Genomic DNA, 22,230 nt, shown 5'->3' on the forward strand with positions numbered 1-22,230 from the left:
TCGCGTCTCCTCTATTTGGTCATTTGTATTAAGTACCCCGCTGCGCGTCGACCTGGCCATACCGGGGATCGGCTTGCAGTACGCTGAGGTCCGGCATCAGACGGACCTGAAACTCAGTGGCGCCTCGCTGCAGGCAACGCTTCAACGCTGCACGCGCTTCCTGCCGCCGCCCCATCGCTTGCAGAGCGCGTGCGCGCGCGAGCTGCGAGTCTAAGTCGTCAATCGGGAGCGTCTCAGCTTTGCGCAGTGCCATTGCCGCATCCATTACATGCGCTTCGGCCCTGCACAGTGCGAGCAAAACCCAGCTTGGGCCATCTGTGGCATTCGTCGCGAGTTGGTGTTCCAGCACGCGTGCACCCTGTGCATACGCGTTTACAGATTCTTTTGCACGGTTCGCCAACATGCGATAACAATCGCCAAGCTCGACCCAGGCGGCACCATCCTCGGGATCCATGCTCACAGCCTGCTTCGCAAACACCAGCGCCTCCTCGTACTTTTGCTGCAGGCGTAATGCGGTGGCCATCGTTCCAGCCGCCAGCGAAGTGGGCTTTATCTTCATGCTTCTCGTTGCATTGGTTACGCCCCCGCCCGCATCACCTAGTGCCACTTGGAGCATAGCGACATTGTTGTATGGCAACGCACTCCTGGGTGCGCCCAAGCTCGCACTCTGGAAAGCATTCAAAGCATCTTTAAGCCTTCCCTCTGAACAGAGCAGAAGGCCAAGGGCGTTGTACGCGGGCCAATAGTTCGGTCGCTGTGTGAGCACACCTTCCACTGCCCGCTCCGCATCTCGCCAGCGGTCTACAGAGGCAAAAATCCGCGACTGTAACAGCAGTAAACGCGCGTTGTCCTTATCCAACTGAATCGTGCGCGCTAGTTCCCCGATCGCTGCTTCAGGGTGGCCATTCTGCCACTCGCCGTAAGCTTTCGACCGATGCGCCTCCACGAGGTTCGGCGCGATCACAAGAGCGGCTTCGTAATTTCGTTGCGCCAAGGTAAGCGCCGCATCATCGTGCGTCGTCTCGTACACGCGACCATACGCAAACGCCAGCCGCGCATACGCCATCGCATACTTCGGATCCGCCTCCAGCGCCTCCTTGTACTTCTCAATCGCCGCGTCCAGACCCGCATCATTCTCCTGCTTGCGCAACGCCTCTGCCGCCTGGAACGCCCTGTATGCCTCAGGCGAATTCGTCACCGGTTCCTCCGGACGGTTCGGCGCAAGGTGCTGCTGCACCTGCAACAGCTTCGCCGCCGCCCGCACCGCGCGCTGCGGCAGCAGCGTCTCTTCGCCCTCTACGCTGCGCACCTCCGCACGCCGTAGCGTCTGCCGCGTTCCGGGGTCCATCACCGCCAGCGCCACGCGCACGCCGTCCTTGTGCACCTCGCCCGCTGCCGTCAACACCAGGTTCGCACCCACCGCGTCCCGCGCTTCCGCAAGCAGGTCCCCGCCGCCCCTGGCATGCGCCCCGGGCGCGGCCGCGATGAAGAAGTCGTGATCAAGCGCCTCCACGCGCGACAACTGCTCCTCGATCGCATCCACCACGCCCGCCACCATCGAGTGCAGCGGACCATTCTCCTCCGGGGGCCACGGCAGCAGCGCCACAAACCGCTTCGTCGGCAACGGGTGCAGCAGGTCTTCAAGCCCAGCCCAGCCTTCCGGCACAACCTCGGTCCGCTCCGCCACCGATGCAGCAACCAGCGCAATGCTTGCTGCCACCGCAGAGGTTACAAATGTTCTCCGCGACCATACGCGGCTCGCCCCACGAGCACCCGCCACCGCCTGCTGTGCCTCCGCAAACGCCCGGCAGCGGCGCTGCGTGTCATCCGCCAGCAGCTCGCCAATCAGCCATGCCGAGGCAGGCGCCACCCGCGCCTCGCGCAGCCGCGGATGCACCACCATTGAGAAGCTTCCCTTCTTCGGCTTCGGCCTCTCGCCCGTCCACACCTGGTGCAGCACCACGCCCAGCGCAAACACATCGCTTGCTTCCGACGGAGGCTCACCCATCATCAGCTCTGGGGCCATGTACCCGGGCGTTCCCGCCAGCAACCCCTGCGTCCACATCGTCGCTTCCGTTTTAAACAGGCGCGCCAGTCCAAAGTCGGTGAGGCACGCCTCCGCGGCCGCGCCCTGTCCCTGCACCATCACGTTGTTGGGCTTGATGTCCCGGTGCACGATCCCCGCCGCATGCACCGCGCCAATCGCGGCAATCATCTGCGCCTCGATGCGCAGGGCCTCTTCGCGGACCAGCGGTGTATGCGCTGCAAGCCGCGCAGACAAGGGTTCGCCGGCCAGCAGCTTCATCGTGAAAAAAGAAAACGGCGGCGCCGGTTCCTTGCAGTGGAAGATGTCGTAGATCGGGCACAGATTAGGGTGCGTTATCTGCCGGGCCAGCAGCACTTCCTGCTCAAAACGATGACGCATGTGCGCGTCGCCCGCGACCTGCGGCTTGATTACTTTCAACGCGAGGTGCACGCCCTGCAGGTCCGCGTCTTTCACCTCGTACACCTCGCCCATACCGCCGCGTGCAATCAGTCGCACCACGCGGAAGCGGCCGCCGAGTATGTCTCCGGGGCAGAACCTGCCCGACCCGTCCACTGCCGGAAGCAGCGTTGCCCGTGCCTCCAGCAGCCGCGCGTCACTTGGACGCACCAGCGAATTCTCTAGGAATTCTCCCGCCGCCGCATGCGCCTTCAGGAGCGCTTTGAGCTCATCGCCAACCCCCGGCGAAGCGAGCTTCGCCTCGGCCAGCAGCGAGGGCCACCCACTCTCCGGCATCTCCAGCGCTCGCTCAAACAGGCGAAGAACCTGCTCCTGTGCATCCTCACGCATGGGCATCACCCATCCCGCTTCGCCCTCTTTCTCGCGATCCGCCAGCGCGTCTGCCTTGACGCAGGGGGCAGCGTCGCCGTCCGCTTCGATCCATTACCGGCAGCAAGGCACGCTGCGCCGATGGCGCCTCGGGCACGGCTGACATAGACACGTCGGGCAACTGCAGTGACTCGTGGAGGCCCCAAGAATGACACACCGGCACCGCCATTGACACCTCTTCTTTGTGCCAGGCCGGCGATCTTCCGCTGACCAGTTGACCCACTATCTTGAACAGCGCATTCGCGCCCAGTTTTGTGCCATCTTTCCACTAAGTTTTCGGGCGTACACGCTATACTTGCTGCGATCTCGCGACTTACCGTGCAACGAGGCTGGCCGATGGAAGTATCCGATGGTCAAGTAACTCGTATTCTCCACGCCATGCGTGACGGCGATTCCGCCGCCGCGCAGCAGTTATTTCCACTCGTCTATGCCGAGCTGCACCGGCTCGCGCAGCACTACATGCGCCGCGAACGCCGCGACCACACCCTGCAGCCCACCGCCCTGATCAACGAAGCGTTTCTGCGCCTTGCGCCCGAAGCCATCGACTGGCAGGACCGCCAGCACTTCATCGCGATCGCAGCCACCACCATGCGGCGCGTTTTGGTCGACCATGCGCGCGCCCACCACGCGCAGCAACGAGGCGGAAACCTGCAGCGGGTCGAACTGGAAGACGCACAGGTCGCGATCGAGGACCGCACCTTTGAAGTGCTGGCAGTCGACCAGGCACTGACCCGCCTGCAGGAACAGAACCCGCGCCAGGCAAGGATCATCGAGCTGCGCTACTTCGCCGGGCTCACCTTGGAGGAAGTTGCCGTTCTGCTCGGCATCGCGGAACGCACGGTCAAGCGCGACTGGGCGCTGGCGCGCATCTGGCTCCTGCGCGAAATGGGCGGCCCGCCGTCGTCTCTGAGCTAAGCGTGCCACATCGCCATCGCCCTGCCTGCAGCTTCACCACTGCTCCCTCTTACAATAAGAAGGCAAGTGCGAGGGAAAGGAGCAGCCCCGATGAGCGATGGTCGCGAAGAACGCGCAGAGCAGGAGATGCGCCGCGAAGAAGCAGAGAAGCTCGCCAAGCGCGAGGACTGGCTCGACCGTAATCCACTGGATGAAGTGGACGCATGGGAACCCGAGCGCAACGACTCCTGATCGAGCGAAGCAGTTCCCATTGTTCGCCGCGACGCAGTGCAGGCGGGAGCCTGTTGCCTGCTTATGAAAGCGGCGAGCGGTGCGTGGCAATTGAGCAAATAGCGAGAAGAAGAATGGCAATCAGGCCTGCCGGTGAGTCCGGCCAGGCACTGGCCCAGTCACAGCGCTGACCACATTGTCTGCGCGCGTTCAAGCCGTGGATACGCAACGAGCCCCTGCATCAGGACGGGGCCGCCCGTAAGCGACCCAGGCACCGCCAGCGAGCCCGCCGCTTCGCTACCCCGCTGAATCCTCGGCACGCAGTGACACACAAATGCCCCAGGGGTCCACAAAGCGGCCGTGCGTCTCGCCAACCGCCGCGTACCCCGCGGCCGCCAGGCTTGCACCCGCCTGCTCCACATCCAGCGCACCGGGCAGCACCAGCTCCCACCACAGCAGGCGCGCATCTTGCGCCCCGGCCTGCGGCGACCCCGCCGCCCATACATTCAGCCCCACGTGGTGGTGGTACCCACCGGCCGAGGCGAACAAGGCTCCCGGGTAGCGCCACGTCACAATATCGAGCCCAAGCCCAGCATGGTAGAACCGCGCCGCCTCGCGCAGGTCGCCCACGTAAAAGTGCAGGTGCCCAATGGTCGTGCCGGCCGGCGCGCCCGTCCAACTGCCCGGCTCCACGCGCGGCAGCTGCTCAAATCGCACCTGGTTGGTGGCGCTCACAATCTCCCGCTGCTCCACCGTCCACGTCGAGCGATCGCGGTCCGCATACACCTCTACGTTCAGCCCGTCCGGATCCTCCAGGTACAGTGCTTCGCTGTATAAGTGGTCGCCCGCGCCAAAAGCAATGTTCTGCCGGAGCAGGTGCTGCACAAAAGCGCTCAGTGCTTCGCGACTCGGCAGCAGAAACGCCGTGTGGTAAAGCCCCAGCCGCTTGCCGCCCGCCAGCGGCTGTACGCCCGGCACCTCTTCCAGTTCCAGCAGCACCTCGCCGTGCAAGCCAAGCCGCGCCACGCTGTGTTCACGCTGCACCACCGTAAGTCCAATCACCCGCGTGTAGAAATCCAGTGAACGCTCCAGGTTTGAGACAGCCAGCCGCACCCGCCCGACTCGCGCCTTGGCAGGCAGCCGGTAAGCCGGCGGGTGCACTCCAACCTCCCCCGCGCTCAGCGCTGCCAGGTACCCCGTGGAACCAGCATGCGTAACACCCAAATCAACCACCCCGTTCTTCGCGGCTCGGGCCTGCCAACCGCTCCCTGTCGGTTCGCAGGGCGCTCCACAAACCGGACCTCCTCCGTGAACCGCCGCGTTTATTCCGCCCGCTCAGGTTCCGGTTCCGGCTTTCGCGTCCGCTTGCCGCTTCGATCACGCGCCACCGGCCCCTTGCCATCCACGCGGTACTGTTGCCATCGCCCCAGCAGCGACCGCGGCGCCGTGGCACGCACCAGCACGCCATCCGCTCCGTCGCGTGCCTCGAAGCTTCGCTCCGACACCGTACCGCCCCGCTCCAGCGAAGCCAGCACCTCGCCCGCGCTCTGCGGCACCCACAACTCGGCTTCTTCCAGCGGATCCCCCACCAGCGCCGCATCGATCGCCGCAAGCAGGCGCTCCACGCCAACCCCGCGCAATGCGGACACTCCCACCGTGTCGCCGTCTAGCAGTGCCGCCTGCTCGCTCGCCGGCAGGAGGTCCATCTTGTTGAAAACCTCGATCCGCGGCTTGCCCAGCACATCCAGCTCGCCCAGCACCTTTTCCACCTCGTGCTTGTGCTCTTCGCTCAGCGGGTCGGCCGCATCGCGCACATGCAGCAGCACCTCGGCCTTCTCTACCTCTTCCAGCGTCGCGCGGAACGAGGTCACCAGCGAGTGCGGCAGGTTGCGAATAAACCCCACCGTGTCCGACAGCAGCGTCTTCCGCCGCGAGGGCAGCACAATCGCGCGCAGCTTCGGGTCCAGCGTCGCAAACATCCGCGATGACTCCAGCACCCCGGCGCCGGTCAGCAGGTTGAACAGCGTACTCTTGCCGGCGTTGGTATAGCCCACCAGCGCCACCGTCGGCACCGGCGCGCTCTCGCGCCGCGATCGCTGCTGGTGCCGCACCCGGCGCACCCGCTCGAGCTCCCGCCGCAAAATCACCAGTCGCCGGCCGATGCGCCGACGGTCCGTCTCAAGCTGCGTTTCGCCCGGGCCGCGCGTACCGATTCCGCCGCCGGTCTGCGACATCGCCGAACCCCGCCCGGTCAAACGCGGCAGCATGTAGTCCAGCTGCGCCAGCTCCACCTGCAACTGCCCTTCGCGCGTCCGCGCATGCCGCGCAAAGATGTCCAGGATCAGCTGCGTTCGGTCTACGATCGGGCATGGCAGCGCGTCTTCCAGGTTTCTGAGTTGGGTAGGGGAAAGGTCGTAATCCACCAGGATGATGCCCGCATCGGCAGCCGCGGCCGCGCCGGCCAGCTCTTCAACCTTGCCCGAACCAAGCAGCGTCGCCGGGTCAGGCCGCGAGCGGCGCTGCTCCATCTCACCCACGATCTGTGCACCGGCGCTTTCAGCCAGTTCGCGAAACTCGGCGCTTTCGTCTTCGGCCTCAAGCCGGGTCGTTCCCATGTCGAAACGATCCTCAGCGCCGGCAGCCTGCGCATCCAAAGATTGCCGGGGTTCCAGCAGCCCAGCCTGATCGCGCGCACCGCGCAGCAGCCGGGCTTCCCTGGCCTGCGAAGCAGTCCGCCCCACCTGGGGCTTCAGCCCGGTAAACCGCGGAAACACCAGGAAGGCACGCTCGCCACCGTCGCTCCTGTCGGAGCCGGCGGCCGGCTGCATCCCGGCACGTGTACGGCTGGTGTCCCCGGCAGCGCGCCAGGTCGGCGACACGTCGGACACGGGATTCCCGCTGCCGGATTCACCCGCAGTCTCCAACCGGGATAGTGCTTCCATCTCCTCGACGGGCCTGTCGCCCTTGCGGTCGAAGGAGAGTACCACTCCAGACTTTCGCTCCGTTTGGTTTCTCCTACGCGCCCTGCGCGTGCTCCGTCGGTGTCAGCACGCCACTGGTGGCTACACCCACTCCCGGCGTGGTGCGATGCTCGGTGTGCAGTACCGACCGTGTACTCACCACCGTCGATATCGCGTGCTTGAAGATCAATTGCTCCTGGCTGTTGTTCTCAAGCAGCACCGAGTACTTGTCGAACGATCGAATCTTACCGGTAAGCTTTACACCGCTTACCAGGTAGATCGTGATGGGGGTCTTATCCTTACGGACAGTATTCAGAAACGTGTCCTGGATGTTCTGTGCCGGCTTGTTATCCATGTGCCGATCTCCTTGCGCGCCAACCACCTGGGCCCGCTTCTCTTGGGTGATACATCCTTGTCTTCCGGCGCGATCGCAGCGGAAGAGCAGATCTGCTGGGGCTACCGCATCGACCCTCGTAGCTTCGAGAGTGGACGTTTACACTCCGGTCTTGGCCGGTCCAACGTTGTTCCCGAGGCCATACAGACATGGCGGCAGTGTCACTCCGCCGAACACCTGATCTTTAAAGCGAGAGCCGCTCGACAAACTCCTACATCCGTAGCATGCCAAACTTTCGTACTGCAATGTAAAAAAACTGCTTGCATAGCTTTGAAAATTGATATGGTCCGCCGATTTACCGCCTGCGCCCTCAAGAGAGTCCCAAATGGGAACACCTCAGCAGGTAGGTTTTCGAAACCCACCTGCCCCCCTGCGGCCCAGGCGCAGGCGCGGTGGGCGCTTTGGTCCACCAGAACTAACGATGCTTCGGATGGTGCCCGCGCACTAGCGGATGCGCTGCCGAATGCCTGGCCCGCACCGCGCGACCCTTATGTGCGCCACCCGCGCCTGCACGATTCCCGGTACCCGGGACAACCGCACCAGCAGGAGCACTGTGTGCTCCGGCCGCCGCCGCTCCTGCGACCGCTCCGCCCACGGCAGCGGCATCGCCCGGCCGCACCGGCAGCGGCGTATCCCGGCGCACGATATTGCCCTCCAGCCGGTACTGGGTCACGGTCACATTCTTCGGATGGAAACTGCCCCCATCGTCCTGCGTCACCGCGCCGTCCGAACTGGTCCGTATCGTAAACGTGGGCTCCTCACCCACCTTGTCAACCTGCTCCTTGCCCACGATCACCGGCAGGTATCCCTGCTGCTCTCGCAACCGGTAGGCCGTCTCGTATCGGTGGCGTGCGCGGTTCCAGATAAACACCCGCACCTGGTCCCAATCGAAAGGCAGCCCGTCCTTGTACTCGGTTGTGACCGTCACGTACTGCCCTACGGGGTGCGGCACCGGCGCAGGCTTCTCGGGCGCTGCCGGCTTGTCCGCATCCGCGTCCGGGTGCCGGCGTAGCAGGGCCGCATGCTTGGCCGCGCGCTCTGCATTGCGCTTCGCCTCCTCCGGACCGATGTGCCGCTCCGGCGGCTCGCCATTGTCCATCACCGTGTTCAGCAGGTACGCGCCCACAATCTTGCGCCCCTCCGAGTACTGCACCACTTCGTCCGGTATATCCACGTCCATCGCGCGTGACAGGATCCAGCCCACCCGACCCTGGTTGTCCCGCACCAGCGACCAGTCCTCCATCGGCGCGGCCATCCATGGCGCCTCCGGGTCCAGGTCCGGCGCTGTGTACTTGTCGGGGTGGGGCGGCGCCATGGCCCAGACCGTGGAGCCGCCCTGTTCCTTCTTCTTCTCCGCAGCCGGACGCACCGGGCGCGCTGGCCGCGCAGCCCGCGGCTTCAGCGACTTCGGCGCCAGCATCTGCTGCGGCGGCAGCGGCTTCTCCACCGATGCCCTGCGCAGTACCTCGAGCTTGTCGTTGGCCGGCAGCAGGTACAGGTGCTCGGTCTTCCGCCCGGGCGTCAAATGCAGAAAAATATCGTCCCGCAGAATGGCCGAGGCCACCACCGGATCCTTGGCGTGAGCGGTCTTGAGTGCTTCAAACTTGTCGTACTCGCCCTGGTCGATCACGGCGTGCTCTTCCAGCCAGCCCACCTTGCCGTCTGGCGTGCGCACCTGGTAAAAGCGCCGGTCGTGCTGCAGCACGGTCAGCTTTTCGCCGTTATGGATATCGGCCACATGGTTCGAAACAGCGGCGAGCCGGTCGCGCAAAAAGGTGCCTTTGGACACCACGTAGACCTGGTTTTGCGCGCGCAGATGACGCACCCGGCCGCACCCGGTGCCCACCAGCGCAAGAGAGCCAAGCATTACGGCAGTAACTACAGTGAGGGACGATGTACGCACAGTAGCAAAGCATAGCATCGGGACGCGCCGGGCTCAGTTGCCCGGCGCCCCCTCGCTAGGGCGTTGCGGCCACTGCGATCGCCGCGGCCGCCACGCTCGAGGTGCTGCCGGTCGATGCGGTTGTTGCCGAGACCAGCGCCCCCGGGACTGTTCCCGTAGAGGCCGTGATCGTAAACACCTGCAGGTCCGGATTGCCGCCCTCGGACGCTGCCAGCAGGTAGGTGCCGGTACCGTCTTCTGTGAGGGAGTAGGGCCCGGACCCCGTGGTAAACGGCGAACCCGCCAAGGGCGTCAGCGCACCCGTCGCGCTGGCCAGTGCATAGCCACTGATTGTGTTGGTGGCCGCATTGCTCACGTACACGTAGGCGTTGGTCGCATCCACCACCACTGACTTCGGGCCGAGTCCCGCCGCAAAGGGCGACCCGGCCACCTCGCTGAGGCTGCCGCCGCTGTTGATCGTCAACACGCGCAGGCCATTCGTCCCTGTTTCCGCAACAAACAGGTACGTTCCGGTGGTATCCACAGCCAGCCCCTGGTCGGAGTAGCTGCTGCCCAGCGGGTTCAGCAGCACGTTCAGCTTGCCCAGGGCCCCGGAGCTCGGCGTAAACGTCAGCACGTCCACCCCGCCCGTGCCCAGCGCGGCAAACAGCTCCGTACCACCCGGCGTAAACGCAAGCTGTGTCGCCGAGCCGGTATCCAGCACAACCGGGCTGCCCGTCGTCTGGGTCAGCGTGCCGGTGGAGCTGTCGATTTGAAACACGTAAATCACCGGGGTCGTCCCCGTATTGACTTCCACCAGGAGCCACTGCCCTGTGGGGTCCACCACCATCGAGCCGACCGTGCCATCGACCTCGCCGACCGGGTCGCTGCTGGCGCCCAGTGTCAGCGCACCCACCGCATCGGTGGTGTACACGTAGATCTCGCCCAGTTCTCCGCCGACCCACAGCAGGTCGCCCGCCGGGTTGATGGCCAGCGCACTCGGCACCGTCGGCACCTGTGCCGGCGACCCCGTCAGCGCCGTCAGCACCCCGGCCGACAGGGAGAATGACGCCACCGTATCGAGGTTGGGGTTGCTGTTGGCGACATACACCGCGTTGCGCGTTGATGAGCCCGAACCTGTACCAGTGCTTGAGCCGGTGCCGCTGCTGCTCGGCGAAAAGAATCCGCTGCCGCAACCCGAGATGCCCACCATCAGCAGCACAGCCAGGCATGCAATCCATGCCGATCTCCGCGTCCACCGGGCTCGCTGTTGTTTCCTTGCCATACCTCGGGTCTGCCTTCCCTGCCGGGGATCCACTGCGCCGGTCCACCCTGTGAGACGCTCTCCGGCCGGGAAAGTCGCCACTTTCTCCCGCCATTCCCATCCCGGCACATCGCGTCCGCCCCGGGGGGCGCCCCAACGCCACAACTCCGGCGCGGGGCATAGGGAACGCCAGGCGCGCCTTAGCCCTGCTCGCCAAGCTGGATATCGTGGATCGCGCTCTCGTACAGCGAGTGATCACGCGCCACCACCGTGATGCCCGACTCGGTCACCAGGTAGTTCCTGCGGTCCTCTTCCGGGTTGTAGCCAATCACCGTACCCTCCGGCAGGTTCACATCGCGATCGATAATGGCCCGGCGAATCCGGCAGTTGCGGCCGATATTCACATGCGAGAACACGATGCTCTGGTCCACCGTCGAGTACGAGTTCACCCGCACGTCCTGCGAGAACAGCGAGCTCGACACGCACGCGCCCGAGATGATGCACCCACCCGAGATCACCGAGTTCACCGCCGAGCCGTCATGGCCCGCCTGCCCATACACAAACTTTGCCGGCGCATACTGTCGCACCCGTGTGCGCATCGGCCAGTGCTCGTCATACAGGTTGAACACCGGGTTCACCGAGGCCACATCCATATTGGCGTCGTAATACGCGTCCAGCGTGCCCACGTCGCGCCAGTACAGCTCCTTGCGGTTCTCATCCACGAAGTTGTAGGCAGACAGCTTGTACTTGCCCAGGATCTCCGGCAGGATGTTGTGCCCGAAATCATGCTGCGAGCTCTCATCCTCGGCATCCCGCATCAACGCTGGCAGCAGCACGTCCGTGTTGAAGATGTAAATGCCCATCGAGGCGTCGACCATGTCGGGGTTCCACGGCGAGCGTAGGTGGGTCGACTTTGGCTTCTCGAGAAAGCCCGTAACCTCGCCCTTCTTGTCCACCTCGACCACGCCGAACCGCGACACCTCGTCCGGTCGAATCGGCAGCGTTGCCAGCGTCACATCGGACCCCGAGTCCTGGTGCTGCTGCATCATCTTGCCGTAGTCCATCTTGTAAATGTGGTCGCCCGACAGAATGATGATGTACTTGGGCCGCTCGGCGCCAATCGAATAGATGTTCTGGTACACCGCGTCCGCTGTGCCCTGGTACCAGTTCTTGCCCACCCGCTGCATCGGCGGCAGGATTTCGATAAACTCGCCCAACTCCTGCGCCACGGCCCCCGACCAGCCTTCGCGGATATGGCGATTCAGGCTCAAAGCCTTGTACTGCGTCAGGATGTAGACCTTGCGCAGATCCGAGTTGATGCAGTTTGAAAGCGTGATATCAATAATGCGGTAATGCCCGCCAAACGGCACGGCCGGCTTCGCACGATCGCGTGTCAGTGGAGAGAGTCGTTCTCCTGCACCGCCTGCGAGCAAAACCCCCAGTGTGTCCTTCATGTGGTTCGTCCCTTCTGCTGCCGTGGCGCCGCGGCCTGAGCCAAGCACGGCATTGCTGTTCCCCGGATCCCGTCCGGTCCGGAATTACTCTGTGTCTTGCGGAAAGCAGCAGCTTACACGCACTATGTACCTCAAACCACACTCAGCCGTATACCCGCATTTGCGGGATTCCCGCAGCGACAGGCTGTGACACCATTCAGGCCGCCACCACGATGCGGAAAGACGCCGAAATTCTGAACCTATTCATGTGCCGGCGGATGATCCGTGTCCCCGGCCTCGCCCGCATCCCCTTCAATGGCAATGCGCAGCGAGCGAAGAAAGTTCACATCCTGCGCCGTAAACTCCGAGCCCGTCGCTTCTTCGTCGGAGCCCTCGCCCGTGGGCTGCTCCACCACCTCGTTTAGCCCGATCGTCGCCTCCAGCATCAGCAGCACATCAAAGCCCTGCTCCCGGATATCCCGGACCACTCCGGCAATCTGCTCCGATTCGGATACGCTTTCGTGAATGGCCTCGCCTAATTGCTGCACCAGTTTGCGCAAATTTTGATTCAAATTCAGTTCCTCTTCCTCGGCTGGCCACACCGTCATGTGCGCTCGTCGGCCACTCATCTTTATCAACCACCCTACGTTGGATGACCTGAGGCAGCAAGACGCTCCCCCTTGCCTGCGCTTTCCATTTCTCCCACTTCGGGCCCCGCGCCGCTTTCGGTCCCACCTGCCCCTCGCAACCGCCTCTCCGGCAAGCCGTCTACACTGGGCGTATGCGCCCAGTTCGATGGGGCCGCGCCCTTGGCATCGGCGTCCGGCTCGCCTCAGATCGCATCCTTCCCCCACCCGCAGCCCCACGCTCCCCGTCCGAGCAGCAGCGCCTCGCCGCGCAACGCGTGCAGCAGGGCGAACGCCTGGGCCGGCAGGCCCGCAGCGCTTCCCAGTCCGCCGCGCAGTCCACCCGCACCCTGGCCCGCGGCTCGCGCGGTTTCGGCCGCGCCGTGTGGAACCCGCTCGCTCACGCCAGCTCCGTCCTCTGGCTTGAGATCACCGGCTCCTTCTTTGCCGTCTTCGCCCTGCTTTTCCTGGATCATCTCTGGACACTCCGTCGCTCCTATCGCTCCGGCCCCGAACACGCGCACTTCCTTGTCTACGCCGGCTTTGCCACCCTGTTCCTGTACTTCGCCGCGACCTCGTTCGCCCGGGCCCGGCGCCGCGCGCGGCCACGCCGCTAGCGCCTCGGCAGCTTCGCGCCTCCGCATTCTGCACGGGGGCACTCTGCCAAGTCTTGGGTAAAAGGCACATAATGAGCACCATGGCCTTTGCAATTGAATCGCTCGACCACCTCGTTCTGACCGTCCACAGCATCTCCGCCACCACCGACTTCTACTCGGAGGTCCTCGGGATGGATGTGGTCACCTTCAACGGCCGCAAGGCCCTCGCCTTTGGCGAACAGCGCATCAACCTCCACCAGCACGGGCACGAGTTCGCCCCCTTTGCCGCGCACCCCACCCCGGGCTCAGGCGACCTGTGCTTCATCACCTCCACCCCGCTCGAAGAAGTCATCGAATACCTCGACCAGCTCCGCATCCACGTCGAAATGGGGCCCGTCGAGCGGACCGGGGCGCAAAGCCAGCTTCGCTCGCTCTACATCCGCGATCCCGATCGCAACCTGGTCGAGATCTCCAACTTCATCTAGGCCCGGCCCTACCGAGCCCCGCTCCGGTCCAGAATCACCGGCTCCGCAGCCGACGCGCGCGCAGCCCCTTCGCGCGCGCCTTGTTTCCCGTCCGCAGCACCCTTGTCGATCACGCCCGCCGCCCTGCTCCAGCCCGGTGGCCTAGACCTGCCGCGTTTACAGGTGGGGAAGCGTTCCCGCCGAATGCAGCAGTGTTGGCTCCGCAGGTATCCGCTGGCGCCCCGCATTAACTATTTCGATACCTCAGGGAACAAGTAACCACCCATCAGGCAACTTACTTGCGGGTAACTTACTCATACCTCCCATTAACTTAACGATAGTTAAAAGTTAAAAGCACCAGACCCCTCGATTGACGCTGCGAAGTCCCCATCCGCACTCCCGATCGATATCTTGATTTACTTACTTTTGGAGGATCCATGTTTAAGGCTGCACTCGCACTGTTATTCGCGACTCCGCTCGGACTTTTGGCGCAAAGCACCCCCGACGCAACCACCCTCTCGGCTCCGGCACCCATGGCTTCCCACTCTGCAAACACCATGGCTCCCGCGCATCCCCTGCCGGAGGCTCCGCGTGGATCGCTTACCGCCAGCTTCGCCTACGTCTACAACGACGCGTACCAGGGTCCCAACCGCCAGCTCATGGGCTGGGCCGTCGTGCCCGAGCTCAATCTGTTCAAGCACATCGGCCTGCAGGGCGACTTTGAAAGCCTGTACATGAAGTCTGTTTACCCGAGCCAGAGCCGCTTCATCATGGCAGCCGGTCCCGTCTATTACCTCGCCCCGCGCTCCAAGGTCACCCCGTTCGTGTTCGCCGAGGGCGGCGAGATGCGCCTTACTGGACAGGGCATGACCGGCAGTGACTGGAACCCAGTCGTCAAGGGCGGCTTCGGTGTGAACTACCGCCTGAGCCATGCCTGGGCATTTCAGCTGATCCCCGGTGAGTACCTCGGGCAGCAGCAGGACGATCACAACTGGAACCACAGCTTCTCCGCACGTGCCGGCATCACGCTGAACTTCGTTCCGCGCGGCTAAGCTTCACCCGCAAATACAGAAAAGGCCTCCTGCATAGGCATGCGCAGGAGGCCTTTTCTGCGTTCCCGCGGCGCCGCCCTGCCCTCACTCGGAGGTACCCTCGCCCGGGGTGAGTGCCCTGCTGTATGGTGATCAGGTCGCATTTCACCCGATTGTTCGAGGCTCAAATGAAACGCCTTACGCCCGCCGCCCTGCTGCTCGTTTTTGCCACCGCCACCCTCGCCCAGACGCCGGCTCAAACTCCCCTGCAGCGCAACGGCCAGACAGTCGTGATTGAGCCCTACGCCCCCAACATCGTGCGCGTGACGCTTTCCACCATCGAAAAGGAAGCTTCCGCCGCCCCGGGCTTCGGCATCACCGGCAAGCCCGAACACACCGAGGGCTGGCATCACTCCACCAGCGACCAGGGTGCTGACGTGTACTCGAGCGACCGCATGAGCGTGACCGTCTCCCCCGAGCATCATCGCGATCCCAACAGCAAGGCGCCTGACACCGCAAAGTTCTTCTCAGGCTCGGTCGCCGGCGTCAACATCGCCTTCAACCTCCCCGACGGCACCCCGCTCGCCGCCATGGATGGCTGGCAGATGGCCGCGCCCAACCAGAAAGACGACACCCTTAAGAACCTCCGCGGCATCAAGCCTGCCGACCTGCCGCTCTATACCGTGGGCGCCAACTTCCGCACCATGGACGACGCCAATGGCGAGGAGCACTACTACGGCCTGGGCGAAAACCAGGAAGGCTACCTCGACCACCGAGCCCGCTCCATCATCTGCCAGGCCGACTACCTCGCCCCCGCGTCGCCCTCCTACTGCGTGCCCTTCGTCGTCACCAACAAGGGCTACGGCATCCTGTGGGACAACGCGTCTTCCACCCGCATCGCCCCGGCCTTTGACGGCGAAACCAAGTGGACCTCCACCCTCGGCAAGCGCGTCTCCTTCTTCGTCATCGCCGGCAACACCACTGACGAGATCTACGGGGGCTATCGCCAGCTCACCGGCTCCACCCCCATGCTGCCCAAGGCCGCCTACGGCTTCATCCAGTGCAAGCAGCGCTACAGCACCCAGCCCGAGCTGCTCTCGGTCGCCAAGGGCTACCGCGACCGCCATCTCCCCCTCGATATCCTCGTGGTCGACTGGTTCTACTACACCAAGATGGGCCAGTACGACTTCGACCCCGCGGCCTGGCCTGACCCCGCGGCCATGAACAAGGAACTGCACGCGGAGAACATCGAGACCATGATCTCCGTCTGGCCGCGCTTCGCCCCCGGCTCCCGCTACTACGACGAGCTGCTCGGCAAAGGCTGGTTCGAGCACTTCGCCTCCGGCATCCCTGCCACCGCCGACATTCCGCAACCCGGCACTCCCGTCGACGGGATGCCCTACGACAAGGCCGGCTCCGACATCGACACCACCAACCCCGAGGCCGCGAAATGGTGGTGGTCGCTCATCCGCGACAACATCGCCTCCAAGGGTTTTGACTTCTTCTGGGCCGACGAGACCGAGCCCGACCTCCCGCCGGATGGCGCCTACCTGTCCATCGGCCCCGGCGCCGAGTTCCTCAACGTCTACCCCTACTTCCACACGCAGGCCATCTACAACGGCATCCGTGCCGACAAGCCCCAGCAGCGCTCGCTGACCCTGTCCCGCGACGCCTATCTCGGCGCGCAGCACAACGGCACCATCTTCTGGTCCTCCGACGTTTCGCCCACCTGGGACACGCTGCGCCGCCAGGTCCCCACCGGCCTCAACGTCGCCGCCTCCGGCATCGCCTACACCGGCAACGACATCGGCGGCTGGCAGTACCTGCCGCAGCAGCACACCCCCATGCACCCCGCGCTCATCTCCGCCGAGGGCGCCCGCGCCAACGTCGGCCACAACGAGGACTATCCCGAGCTATACGTCCGCTGGTTTGAGTACGGCACCTTCCTGCCCACCATGCGCACCCATGGCACCCGCAACTACAACGAGGTCTGGAGCTACGGTCCGCAGGCCGAGCCCATCCTTGAAAAGTTCCTCAAGCTCCGCTACACGCTGATGCCCTACATCTACTCGCTCGGCTGGTTCACCCACCAGACCGGCGCACCCTTCATGCGCGCCCTCTTCATGGACTTCCCCCACGACCCCAACATCCAGAAGGACGCCATCTCCACGACGGAGTACATGTTCGGCCCCGCCCTGCTCGTCGCCCCCGTCACCGAACAGGGCGCCACCAGCCGCGAAGTCTACTTACCGGCAGGCACCGACTGGTACAACTACTGGACCAACGAAAAACTCGCCGGCGGCAAATCTGTAACCGTGGCAGCTCCCATCGACCAGATCCCCCTCTTCGTCAAAGCCGGCTCGATCCTGCCCCTCGGCGCCCCGGTTGAAAGCACCCACGACAAGCAGCCTTTGGAGAAGATCAAAATCTACCCCGGCGCCGACGCCACCTTCACCCTCTACAACGACGACGGCACCACCTACAACTACGAAAAAGGCGAAACCAAGATCACGACGCTGAAGTGGAACAACGCCACCGGCAAGCTCACGCAGGATGGGACAAAAGCCTGGACCGGCAGCGACAGAGACTTCATCGAGATCATCGGGCACTGAGACACAAGCGGGTACCCGCTTGAAGAGCGGCGCCGATACTCATCCGCGCCGCTCTTCAAGTACTTAGCCCCCCAACGAAAAGTGGACCGTAACCGTTGTAGACACGGCGGTTGGCTTTCCATCCTTCAGGTAAGGTGCATACACCCACTTTTTGACCGCGTCCTCGGCGGCGCGAGTCAGCCCAGGGTCCGGCGAATGCAGCACGCGGAGCACAGTGGTTGTTCCATCCACCTCGACCTGCACGGCCAGCCGCACCGAGCCTTGCACGCGCCTCATCTTTAACTCTCTTGGATACTCTGGCTCCGGCCGCTTCAAGGAATGAAGCATGATCGTTCCGACCCGGGGTGCCTCTGCAACACCGCCGACCTGCACTGCATTTGCTGGCGGCGTAAGCGCCTTCAGCTCCTCCCCTGTTAGCGAACGGAGAGTATCCACATCGATGTCCAGTACCGGGGAACCTCCATCCACCAGCCTGTCTTGTTGTGCAATGATCCGGTGTTGAAAAGCCATCATTTTGTTCAGGTACAGGTCGTACTCAGCCTGTGCCAATCGCAGAATTGGTCGGTTTTGTTCCGCGCAGAAACGCGCCGCCGGAGGAGCAACAAAACCGCTGGGCGCGCTGGCTGGCCTACTCGTAAAACATGCAAGCTTTACCGACTCAAGCGTCTCGTTGCCAAAGAAGGCTGGTGGATTCGCAGGCGCCTGCACTGCCGCGAACGGATCGCGAATGGTCTCCATCAGCAGACGCTCCGGATAGCCGAGATCTTCCTGTCCGGCAGGAGCATAGAGCCCCTGCACAGTCCTCCACCGGGTCCACGTCCTGCCCGGTTCCGAGTAAGTCACGTGCCAGGCGTCCTTCCCTGCCCACACATACTCCAGGGTGCCCGCGACTCCCTTCTGCCCCGATGCGTCGTAGGTCTGGTATTTGACATGGAGATACCAGGGAGCCATATCTGCATCACTATGTAGCCCGTTCGCCGCTCGCAGCATTGCCCACGCAGCCTCCCGGTCTTTCGGCAGCACCGCCGACTCATATGCCACGACAGGCCCGGCGGCGGGTGCCGGAGCGATCTGCATGTTGGTGGGGCTCGCCGGGCCTTGCGCTGTTGCAGACAGGCCCATGCAAACCGCAGCCGGGAACAGGAGGGAGAATACGCGCATACCGGCATAGTCTGGCAGCAGAGACGCACATTGCAAACAGGAATTTGCAACGTGCGCAGTACCAAGGAAAGCTCCTCGAAATAATTCGCCTCACAAGGCTGCATGCCGTGGGCTACATGATAAGACCCGGGAAAGGCGGCAATTCACATGCAATGTATGAGGTTGCCAATGCTCATAGTCACTTTGTCATGCTACCTGGACCTCTGAGAGAAGATCCCTGTCAACTATGGGATCAGTTGACGCCGCCTTAGTTCCTGGGTCATCCCATCCACCATGTTGCTATACATCTCGCGACCGGCTTCATCCGCAAACTCGGTCGTCTGTGCTCGTGTGAACTCTTCGAACTGCTGATAGTTAAGAAAAGAAACTTCCATCGTGTTGACCAGGTCCTGAAAACGCTCCTCCTGACCTGAAAAACGTTCCCGCACTCTATCGAAGAACTCAACGGCCTGTCCCTGCATGGCAATGCGTAGCGACTCAACGTCGCCGAACCTTTCTATCCACAACTCAGAGAAAGTGGAAGGCGCTAGTATGATCAACGAGTGCCTGCGCTGGTAGCCATATAGCTTCTCTACTGCCAGTGCAAGGAGTGCATATTTAAGAACTTGGCTGACGCTGCTTTTTGCTTTCACCTTCATCTCAACGGCAACGTTCTCGTGAGCCGTGGTAAACAGGAAGTCTGGCTGCGTGGCGTTCCGCAAATCGTATTCTCGATCGTAATTCCGACCAGCCATGCCGAATTGGCCTTCAAACTCGCGATTGAAGATACTTTCGAACAAGTGGTTGCGAAAGCGAGAAGGCGCCAGGGCGAAGTAGTGCTTGATCTGGTGGTTGAGCGTGACCTCTAATCTGTGAATCTTCTCTTCTACGTGCTTCCATCGTCCAAGCTTCTGCAGGCTTCGCAAGTGCTGTGGCTCGAGATAAAAGAATTCCAGCCCCTCGTAGTAGACATCTACCCAATCCGCCTCATCCTCCACCATCGCTGCCCACAAATCGCTCCCATGGTATTGAGCTGGAAGCGCGTAAAACCATCCCTTCGGGTCTACAGACAAAGCGATGCTGTTATCACCACGGGTATTCGGAGTCTCTCGTAAATTGCGAATCAGGTTGCTGCAGTCTTCACCAGGCGCAGGCAGGAAGGAAACTTCTTGCCCATCGAACGCAACCGTACACTGAATCCCCTCGTGCCCATACAGTTCGCATATCCGCATAGAGAAAAGCTAACTCGGTCACTAGTGAGTTAGCTTTGGTCTTCAGTCACTAAGCTTACCCAAGTAACAGGTGGGGTTACGAGGAAGCCAGGGTGCCCCACTCTTGCATCCGCGATGTGGGTCCCACTACAGCCGGGCAGCCACCCTAGAGGACCTTAGCTCCCCTTCCCGCCACCAACATCACCACTCGCCTGATCCAGATAAAGAAACCACAAACACCGTTGGCGTCTCATGCACCCCCAGCGCCAACCCCAACCGGCAGTCCGCATCCACCGCGCCCATCAGCTTGCCCCTACGGATCCAGCACAAACGGCAGCGCCACTCCGTGCTCCCTGCAAACCGCGTCGTGCAATCCTGCAAATCCCCTCCTGTCGACAACGACCGCTGCTGCGCAAACACCGCGTTGCGATAGTCACTCCCCAGCTTTGGCGACCACGCATCGAAGCATCGCTCAACCCAGGGCGTACCCCGATGAACTGTACCCACCATCCCGCATGGCAACGCTGAAGTCATCTCGCGCAGAGTCGCAGTTCCTGTGACAATGCGCACAGCAATGTCTGCCCTTCATAAAATTGCGTCTCCTCGCCCGTATCGAGCCTTGCTCCAGGCGGCCCTGCTGGCAGGTCTCCTCGCATCGCCATCTTTGGCGCAGGCTCCCCCGCATGACTGGAACAGGCAACTGGTTGGCCAGCCCCTGTACCTGCGCGGCTTTTGGCTCACAGACCAACTCCAGTTCGACAGCGCCGGCAACGCTCTCAACAAACCAACCCTCGGCCCCGTCACCCTCAGCGGCATCGACGTCACCGGCACCGAGTTGAAAAGCGGCAAGCTCGTCATCCACGGCAACCGCGTCGGGCTCGTGCAAAACAGCGACGCTCAACCCGGCCTCCATCGACAGGCGCTCTCCACCGTGACGCAGATCATGTTTTCAATGCGGCGCAGCAACAATCGCAACTATTCTGCACCCGAAGTGATCGCACTGACGATCCAGCCGGACGCAGCAGGCACCTTCGACCAGGCCATCGCGCACATCTTTGTCAACGGCCTCACAGATCTAGCAGCGGTCGTCCCCGTCTACTGGCAGTGCTATGCGGAAAGCTACTTCAAGCCGGCAACCATTGCTCCCGATGCCGAAGACAAGGTGAAACAGTGCGTTGTCACGGACGCCGTTACAGCGACCAACACCAAGGATGCCGCTGCAGCATCGGAGGTCGGCAGCGAAGCGCCGCAATCTCTCGACAGTGCTCCGTTACACCTTGAGCTTTCCTCGCAGCAGGCCATTGCGCACGGCACCGCAACCATCCACCTACGCATACGCGAAGATGGCACGCCAGTGGGCTTGCAGGTCGTCCGCGCCGTCGGTGCCGGCATCGATGAATCCCTCATGCAAGCGCTCGCACAGACCCGCTACAAGCCCGCGACGCGGGACGGCGAGGCCGTGCCCTACAACCTCAACCTTGATTACCACTTCAACGAGCCATCCCACTAAGGCGAGAACAGCCGCTTCGCGTCGCTGCGAAGCAAGCGCGTCGTGTGCCCTACATCTCGCCTCTGAGATGCGGGTATTACCACAGCCTTACCGCACCCTCACCCCACTCTTCGCACCACCAAAAGCCCCACCCGCCTGATTTAGATACGCCGACAACAAATTCACATCACGCACCCGCACAAACCCATACCCCGGCCCGCACCCCTGCCGTCACCACAAACACTATCGGCGGCTCATGCACCTCAGCGCCCACCCCAGCCGGCTGCCGCATCCACCGATCCATCAGCTTACGCTGCGGATCCAGCACGACCGGCAGCGCCACCCCATGCTCCTTGGCAAACCGCGCCGTACAATCCTGCAAATCTCCCTCGGTCGACAACGCCCTCTGCTGCGCAAACACCGCGTTGCGAAAGTCGCTCCCAAGCTTCGGCGACCCCCTATCGAACCACCGTGCATGCACTTCCGCCTGCCGGCGTCACTTATGCCCGGAGATCAAAAAGTCACACTGCACCCAAGCCACGTGATACTTGGCAGCCGCCGCCATCAGCGCCGGGGTCCACGCCCCGCACAGCGGCCACTGCAGATCATCAAACTCGTCAGAGATCTAAGCCCGCAACCTTCGCCCCGGCCGACGGCGGCTGCAACGCCACGGCATGCCACTGGCTCGCGGGGACCTTCGGCTGCTCGGCAAACTGCGCCGCGCCTACCCGGCCCACGACCCGGCCAGCACCACGCACCCAACCACCCACCCCGGCATCCGCAAAGCCCGCGTGGCATCGCATCCTCTCCGCAGTCACCTGCCCACGCAACATACACGCCAAAAGGAACAAACCGCGTGCTACACTCCCGCCCATGCCACTTATCCTGATTCTCGTTATTCTCTTGCTTCTCTTCGGCGGCGGCGGTTACTACATGGGCCCCGGAGTCGGCTACTACGGCGGCGGCGGACTCTCGCTGGTCCTGCTCATCGTCATCCTTTACCTGGTCTTCGGCCGCGGTCGCTCAAGCCTCTAGCCGCGCACGCACCAAGGGCGGCGCGCCTGCAACAGGACACCGCCGCCCTCGCGTTTATGTCGGGCACCAAGCACGCCCTCTACTGACGATGCCGCG

19 protein-coding genes are annotated in these 22,230 nt (G+C 63.1%); 8 read left to right on the forward strand and 11 right to left on the reverse strand.

Translation table 11 applies throughout. The features are described 5' to 3' along the window. Positions 1–28 precede the first annotated feature (28 nt). Complete coding sequence (locus D1Y84_RS03770; protein WP_158615302.1) at positions 29–2,833, reverse strand: serine/threonine-protein kinase; 2,805 nt, start codon at positions 2,831–2,833, stop codon at positions 29–31. A 375-nt stretch (positions 2,834–3,208) separates the two neighbouring features. On the opposite strand from D1Y84_RS03770, the gene D1Y84_RS03775 reads away from it, so the two are divergent. Both D1Y84_RS03775 and D1Y84_RS17845 read left to right on the forward strand, forming a co-directional pair. Next, positions 3,209–3,787 carry a sigma-70 family RNA polymerase sigma factor gene (locus tag D1Y84_RS03775; protein WP_124847341.1) on the forward strand — a complete coding sequence of 193 codons (579 nt, stop codon included), beginning with the start codon at positions 3,209–3,211 and terminating at the stop codon, positions 3,785–3,787. A 90-nt stretch (positions 3,788–3,877) separates the two neighbouring features. Then, on the forward strand, positions 3,878–4,018 hold the full coding sequence (locus tag D1Y84_RS17845; protein ID WP_158615303.1) for a hypothetical protein: 141 nt from the start codon (positions 3,878–3,880) through the stop codon (positions 4,016–4,018). A 276-nt stretch (positions 4,019–4,294) separates the two neighbouring features. On the opposite strand, the gene D1Y84_RS03780 is transcribed toward D1Y84_RS17845, so the two are convergent. From D1Y84_RS03780 to D1Y84_RS03810, 7 genes are all read right to left on the reverse strand, one after another. Beyond that, positions 4,295–5,230 (reverse strand): VOC family protein, encoded by a 936-nt coding sequence (locus D1Y84_RS03780; protein ID WP_158615304.1) that lies wholly within the window; start codon positions 5,228–5,230, stop codon positions 4,295–4,297. Positions 5,231–5,319: 89 nt separating this feature from the next. Beyond that, complete coding sequence (gene hflX / locus D1Y84_RS03785) at positions 5,320–6,825, reverse strand: GTPase HflX (protein WP_124849910.1); 1,506 nt, start codon at positions 6,823–6,825, stop codon at positions 5,320–5,322. Positions 6,826–7,012: 187 nt separating this feature from the next. Continuing rightward, the gene (hfq, locus tag D1Y84_RS03790) at positions 7,013–7,312 is read right to left on the reverse strand and encodes an RNA chaperone Hfq (protein ID WP_124847343.1); all 300 of its coding nucleotides are present in this window, start codon (positions 7,310–7,312) and stop codon (positions 7,013–7,015) included. A 454-nt stretch (positions 7,313–7,766) separates the two neighbouring features. Next, on the reverse strand, positions 7,767–9,218 hold the full coding sequence (locus tag D1Y84_RS03795) for an SH3 domain-containing protein (RefSeq protein WP_124847344.1): 1,452 nt from the start codon (positions 9,216–9,218) through the stop codon (positions 7,767–7,769). A gap of 91 nt (positions 9,219–9,309) precedes the next feature. Further along, entirely contained in the window at positions 9,310–10,518 is a 1,209-nt protein-coding gene (locus D1Y84_RS03800) for a beta-propeller fold lactonase family protein (RefSeq protein ID WP_124847345.1), read from the reverse strand. Positions 10,519–10,697: 179 nt separating this feature from the next. Then, complete coding sequence (gene glgC / locus D1Y84_RS03805; protein ID WP_124847346.1) at positions 10,698–11,951, reverse strand: glucose-1-phosphate adenylyltransferase; 1,254 nt, start codon at positions 11,949–11,951, stop codon at positions 10,698–10,700. A gap of 239 nt (positions 11,952–12,190) precedes the next feature. Next, positions 12,191–12,502, reverse strand: a complete 312-nt coding sequence (locus D1Y84_RS03810) for a hypothetical protein (RefSeq protein ID WP_124849911.1) — start codon at positions 12,500–12,502, stop codon at positions 12,191–12,193. 209 nt (positions 12,503–12,711) lie between these two features. Between D1Y84_RS03810 and D1Y84_RS03815 the strand changes: the two genes are divergently transcribed. From D1Y84_RS03815 to D1Y84_RS03830, 4 genes are all read left to right on the forward strand, one after another. After that, positions 12,712–13,173 (forward strand): hypothetical protein, encoded by a 462-nt coding sequence (locus tag D1Y84_RS03815; protein WP_124847347.1) that lies wholly within the window; start codon positions 12,712–12,714, stop codon positions 13,171–13,173. Positions 13,174–13,253: 80 nt separating this feature from the next. After that, positions 13,254–13,637, forward strand: a complete 384-nt coding sequence (locus D1Y84_RS03820; protein WP_124847348.1) for a VOC family protein — start codon at positions 13,254–13,256, stop codon at positions 13,635–13,637. A gap of 416 nt (positions 13,638–14,053) precedes the next feature. Further along, positions 14,054–14,668 carry a hypothetical protein gene (locus D1Y84_RS03825; RefSeq protein WP_124847349.1) on the forward strand — a complete coding sequence of 205 codons (615 nt, stop codon included), beginning with the start codon at positions 14,054–14,056 and terminating at the stop codon, positions 14,666–14,668. A gap of 167 nt (positions 14,669–14,835) precedes the next feature. Then, on the forward strand, positions 14,836–17,259 hold the full coding sequence (locus tag D1Y84_RS03830) for a glycoside hydrolase family 31 protein (protein WP_124847350.1): 2,424 nt from the start codon (positions 14,836–14,838) through the stop codon (positions 17,257–17,259). A 63-nt stretch (positions 17,260–17,322) separates the two neighbouring features. Here the strand turns inward: D1Y84_RS03830 and D1Y84_RS18100 are convergent, their stop codons facing one another. Both D1Y84_RS18100 and D1Y84_RS03840 read right to left on the reverse strand, forming a co-directional pair. Next, positions 17,323–18,381, reverse strand: coding sequence for an energy transducer TonB (locus D1Y84_RS18100; RefSeq protein ID WP_199726353.1), 1,059 nt, complete (start codon positions 18,379–18,381; stop codon positions 17,323–17,325). A 263-nt stretch (positions 18,382–18,644) separates the two neighbouring features. Further along, positions 18,645–19,631, reverse strand: a complete 987-nt coding sequence (locus tag D1Y84_RS03840) for a hypothetical protein (protein ID WP_124847351.1) — start codon at positions 19,629–19,631, stop codon at positions 18,645–18,647. 643 nt (positions 19,632–20,274) lie between these two features. Here D1Y84_RS03840 and D1Y84_RS03845 point away from each other — a divergent pair. Beyond that, the gene (locus tag D1Y84_RS03845) at positions 20,275–21,120 is read left to right on the forward strand and encodes an energy transducer TonB (RefSeq protein ID WP_158615305.1); all 846 of its coding nucleotides are present in this window, start codon (positions 20,275–20,277) and stop codon (positions 21,118–21,120) included. A 166-nt stretch (positions 21,121–21,286) separates the two neighbouring features. Here the strand turns inward: D1Y84_RS03845 and D1Y84_RS03850 are convergent, their stop codons facing one another. Beyond that, positions 21,287–21,499: a hypothetical protein gene (locus tag D1Y84_RS03850; protein ID WP_124847353.1), complete on the reverse strand. Its 213-nt coding sequence runs from the start codon at positions 21,497–21,499 to the stop codon at positions 21,287–21,289. 473 nt (positions 21,500–21,972) lie between these two features. Between D1Y84_RS03850 and D1Y84_RS03855 the strand changes: the two genes are divergently transcribed. After that, entirely contained in the window at positions 21,973–22,134 is a 162-nt protein-coding gene (locus tag D1Y84_RS03855) for a DUF3309 domain-containing protein (RefSeq protein ID WP_124847354.1), read from the forward strand. The last annotated feature ends 96 nt before the right edge of the window (positions 22,135–22,230 follow it).

The sequence above is a fragment of the Acidipila sp. EB88 genome, assembly GCF_003858395.1.
In the GTDB taxonomy this organism is placed as follows: domain Bacteria; phylum Acidobacteriota; class Terriglobia; order Terriglobales; family Acidobacteriaceae; genus EB88.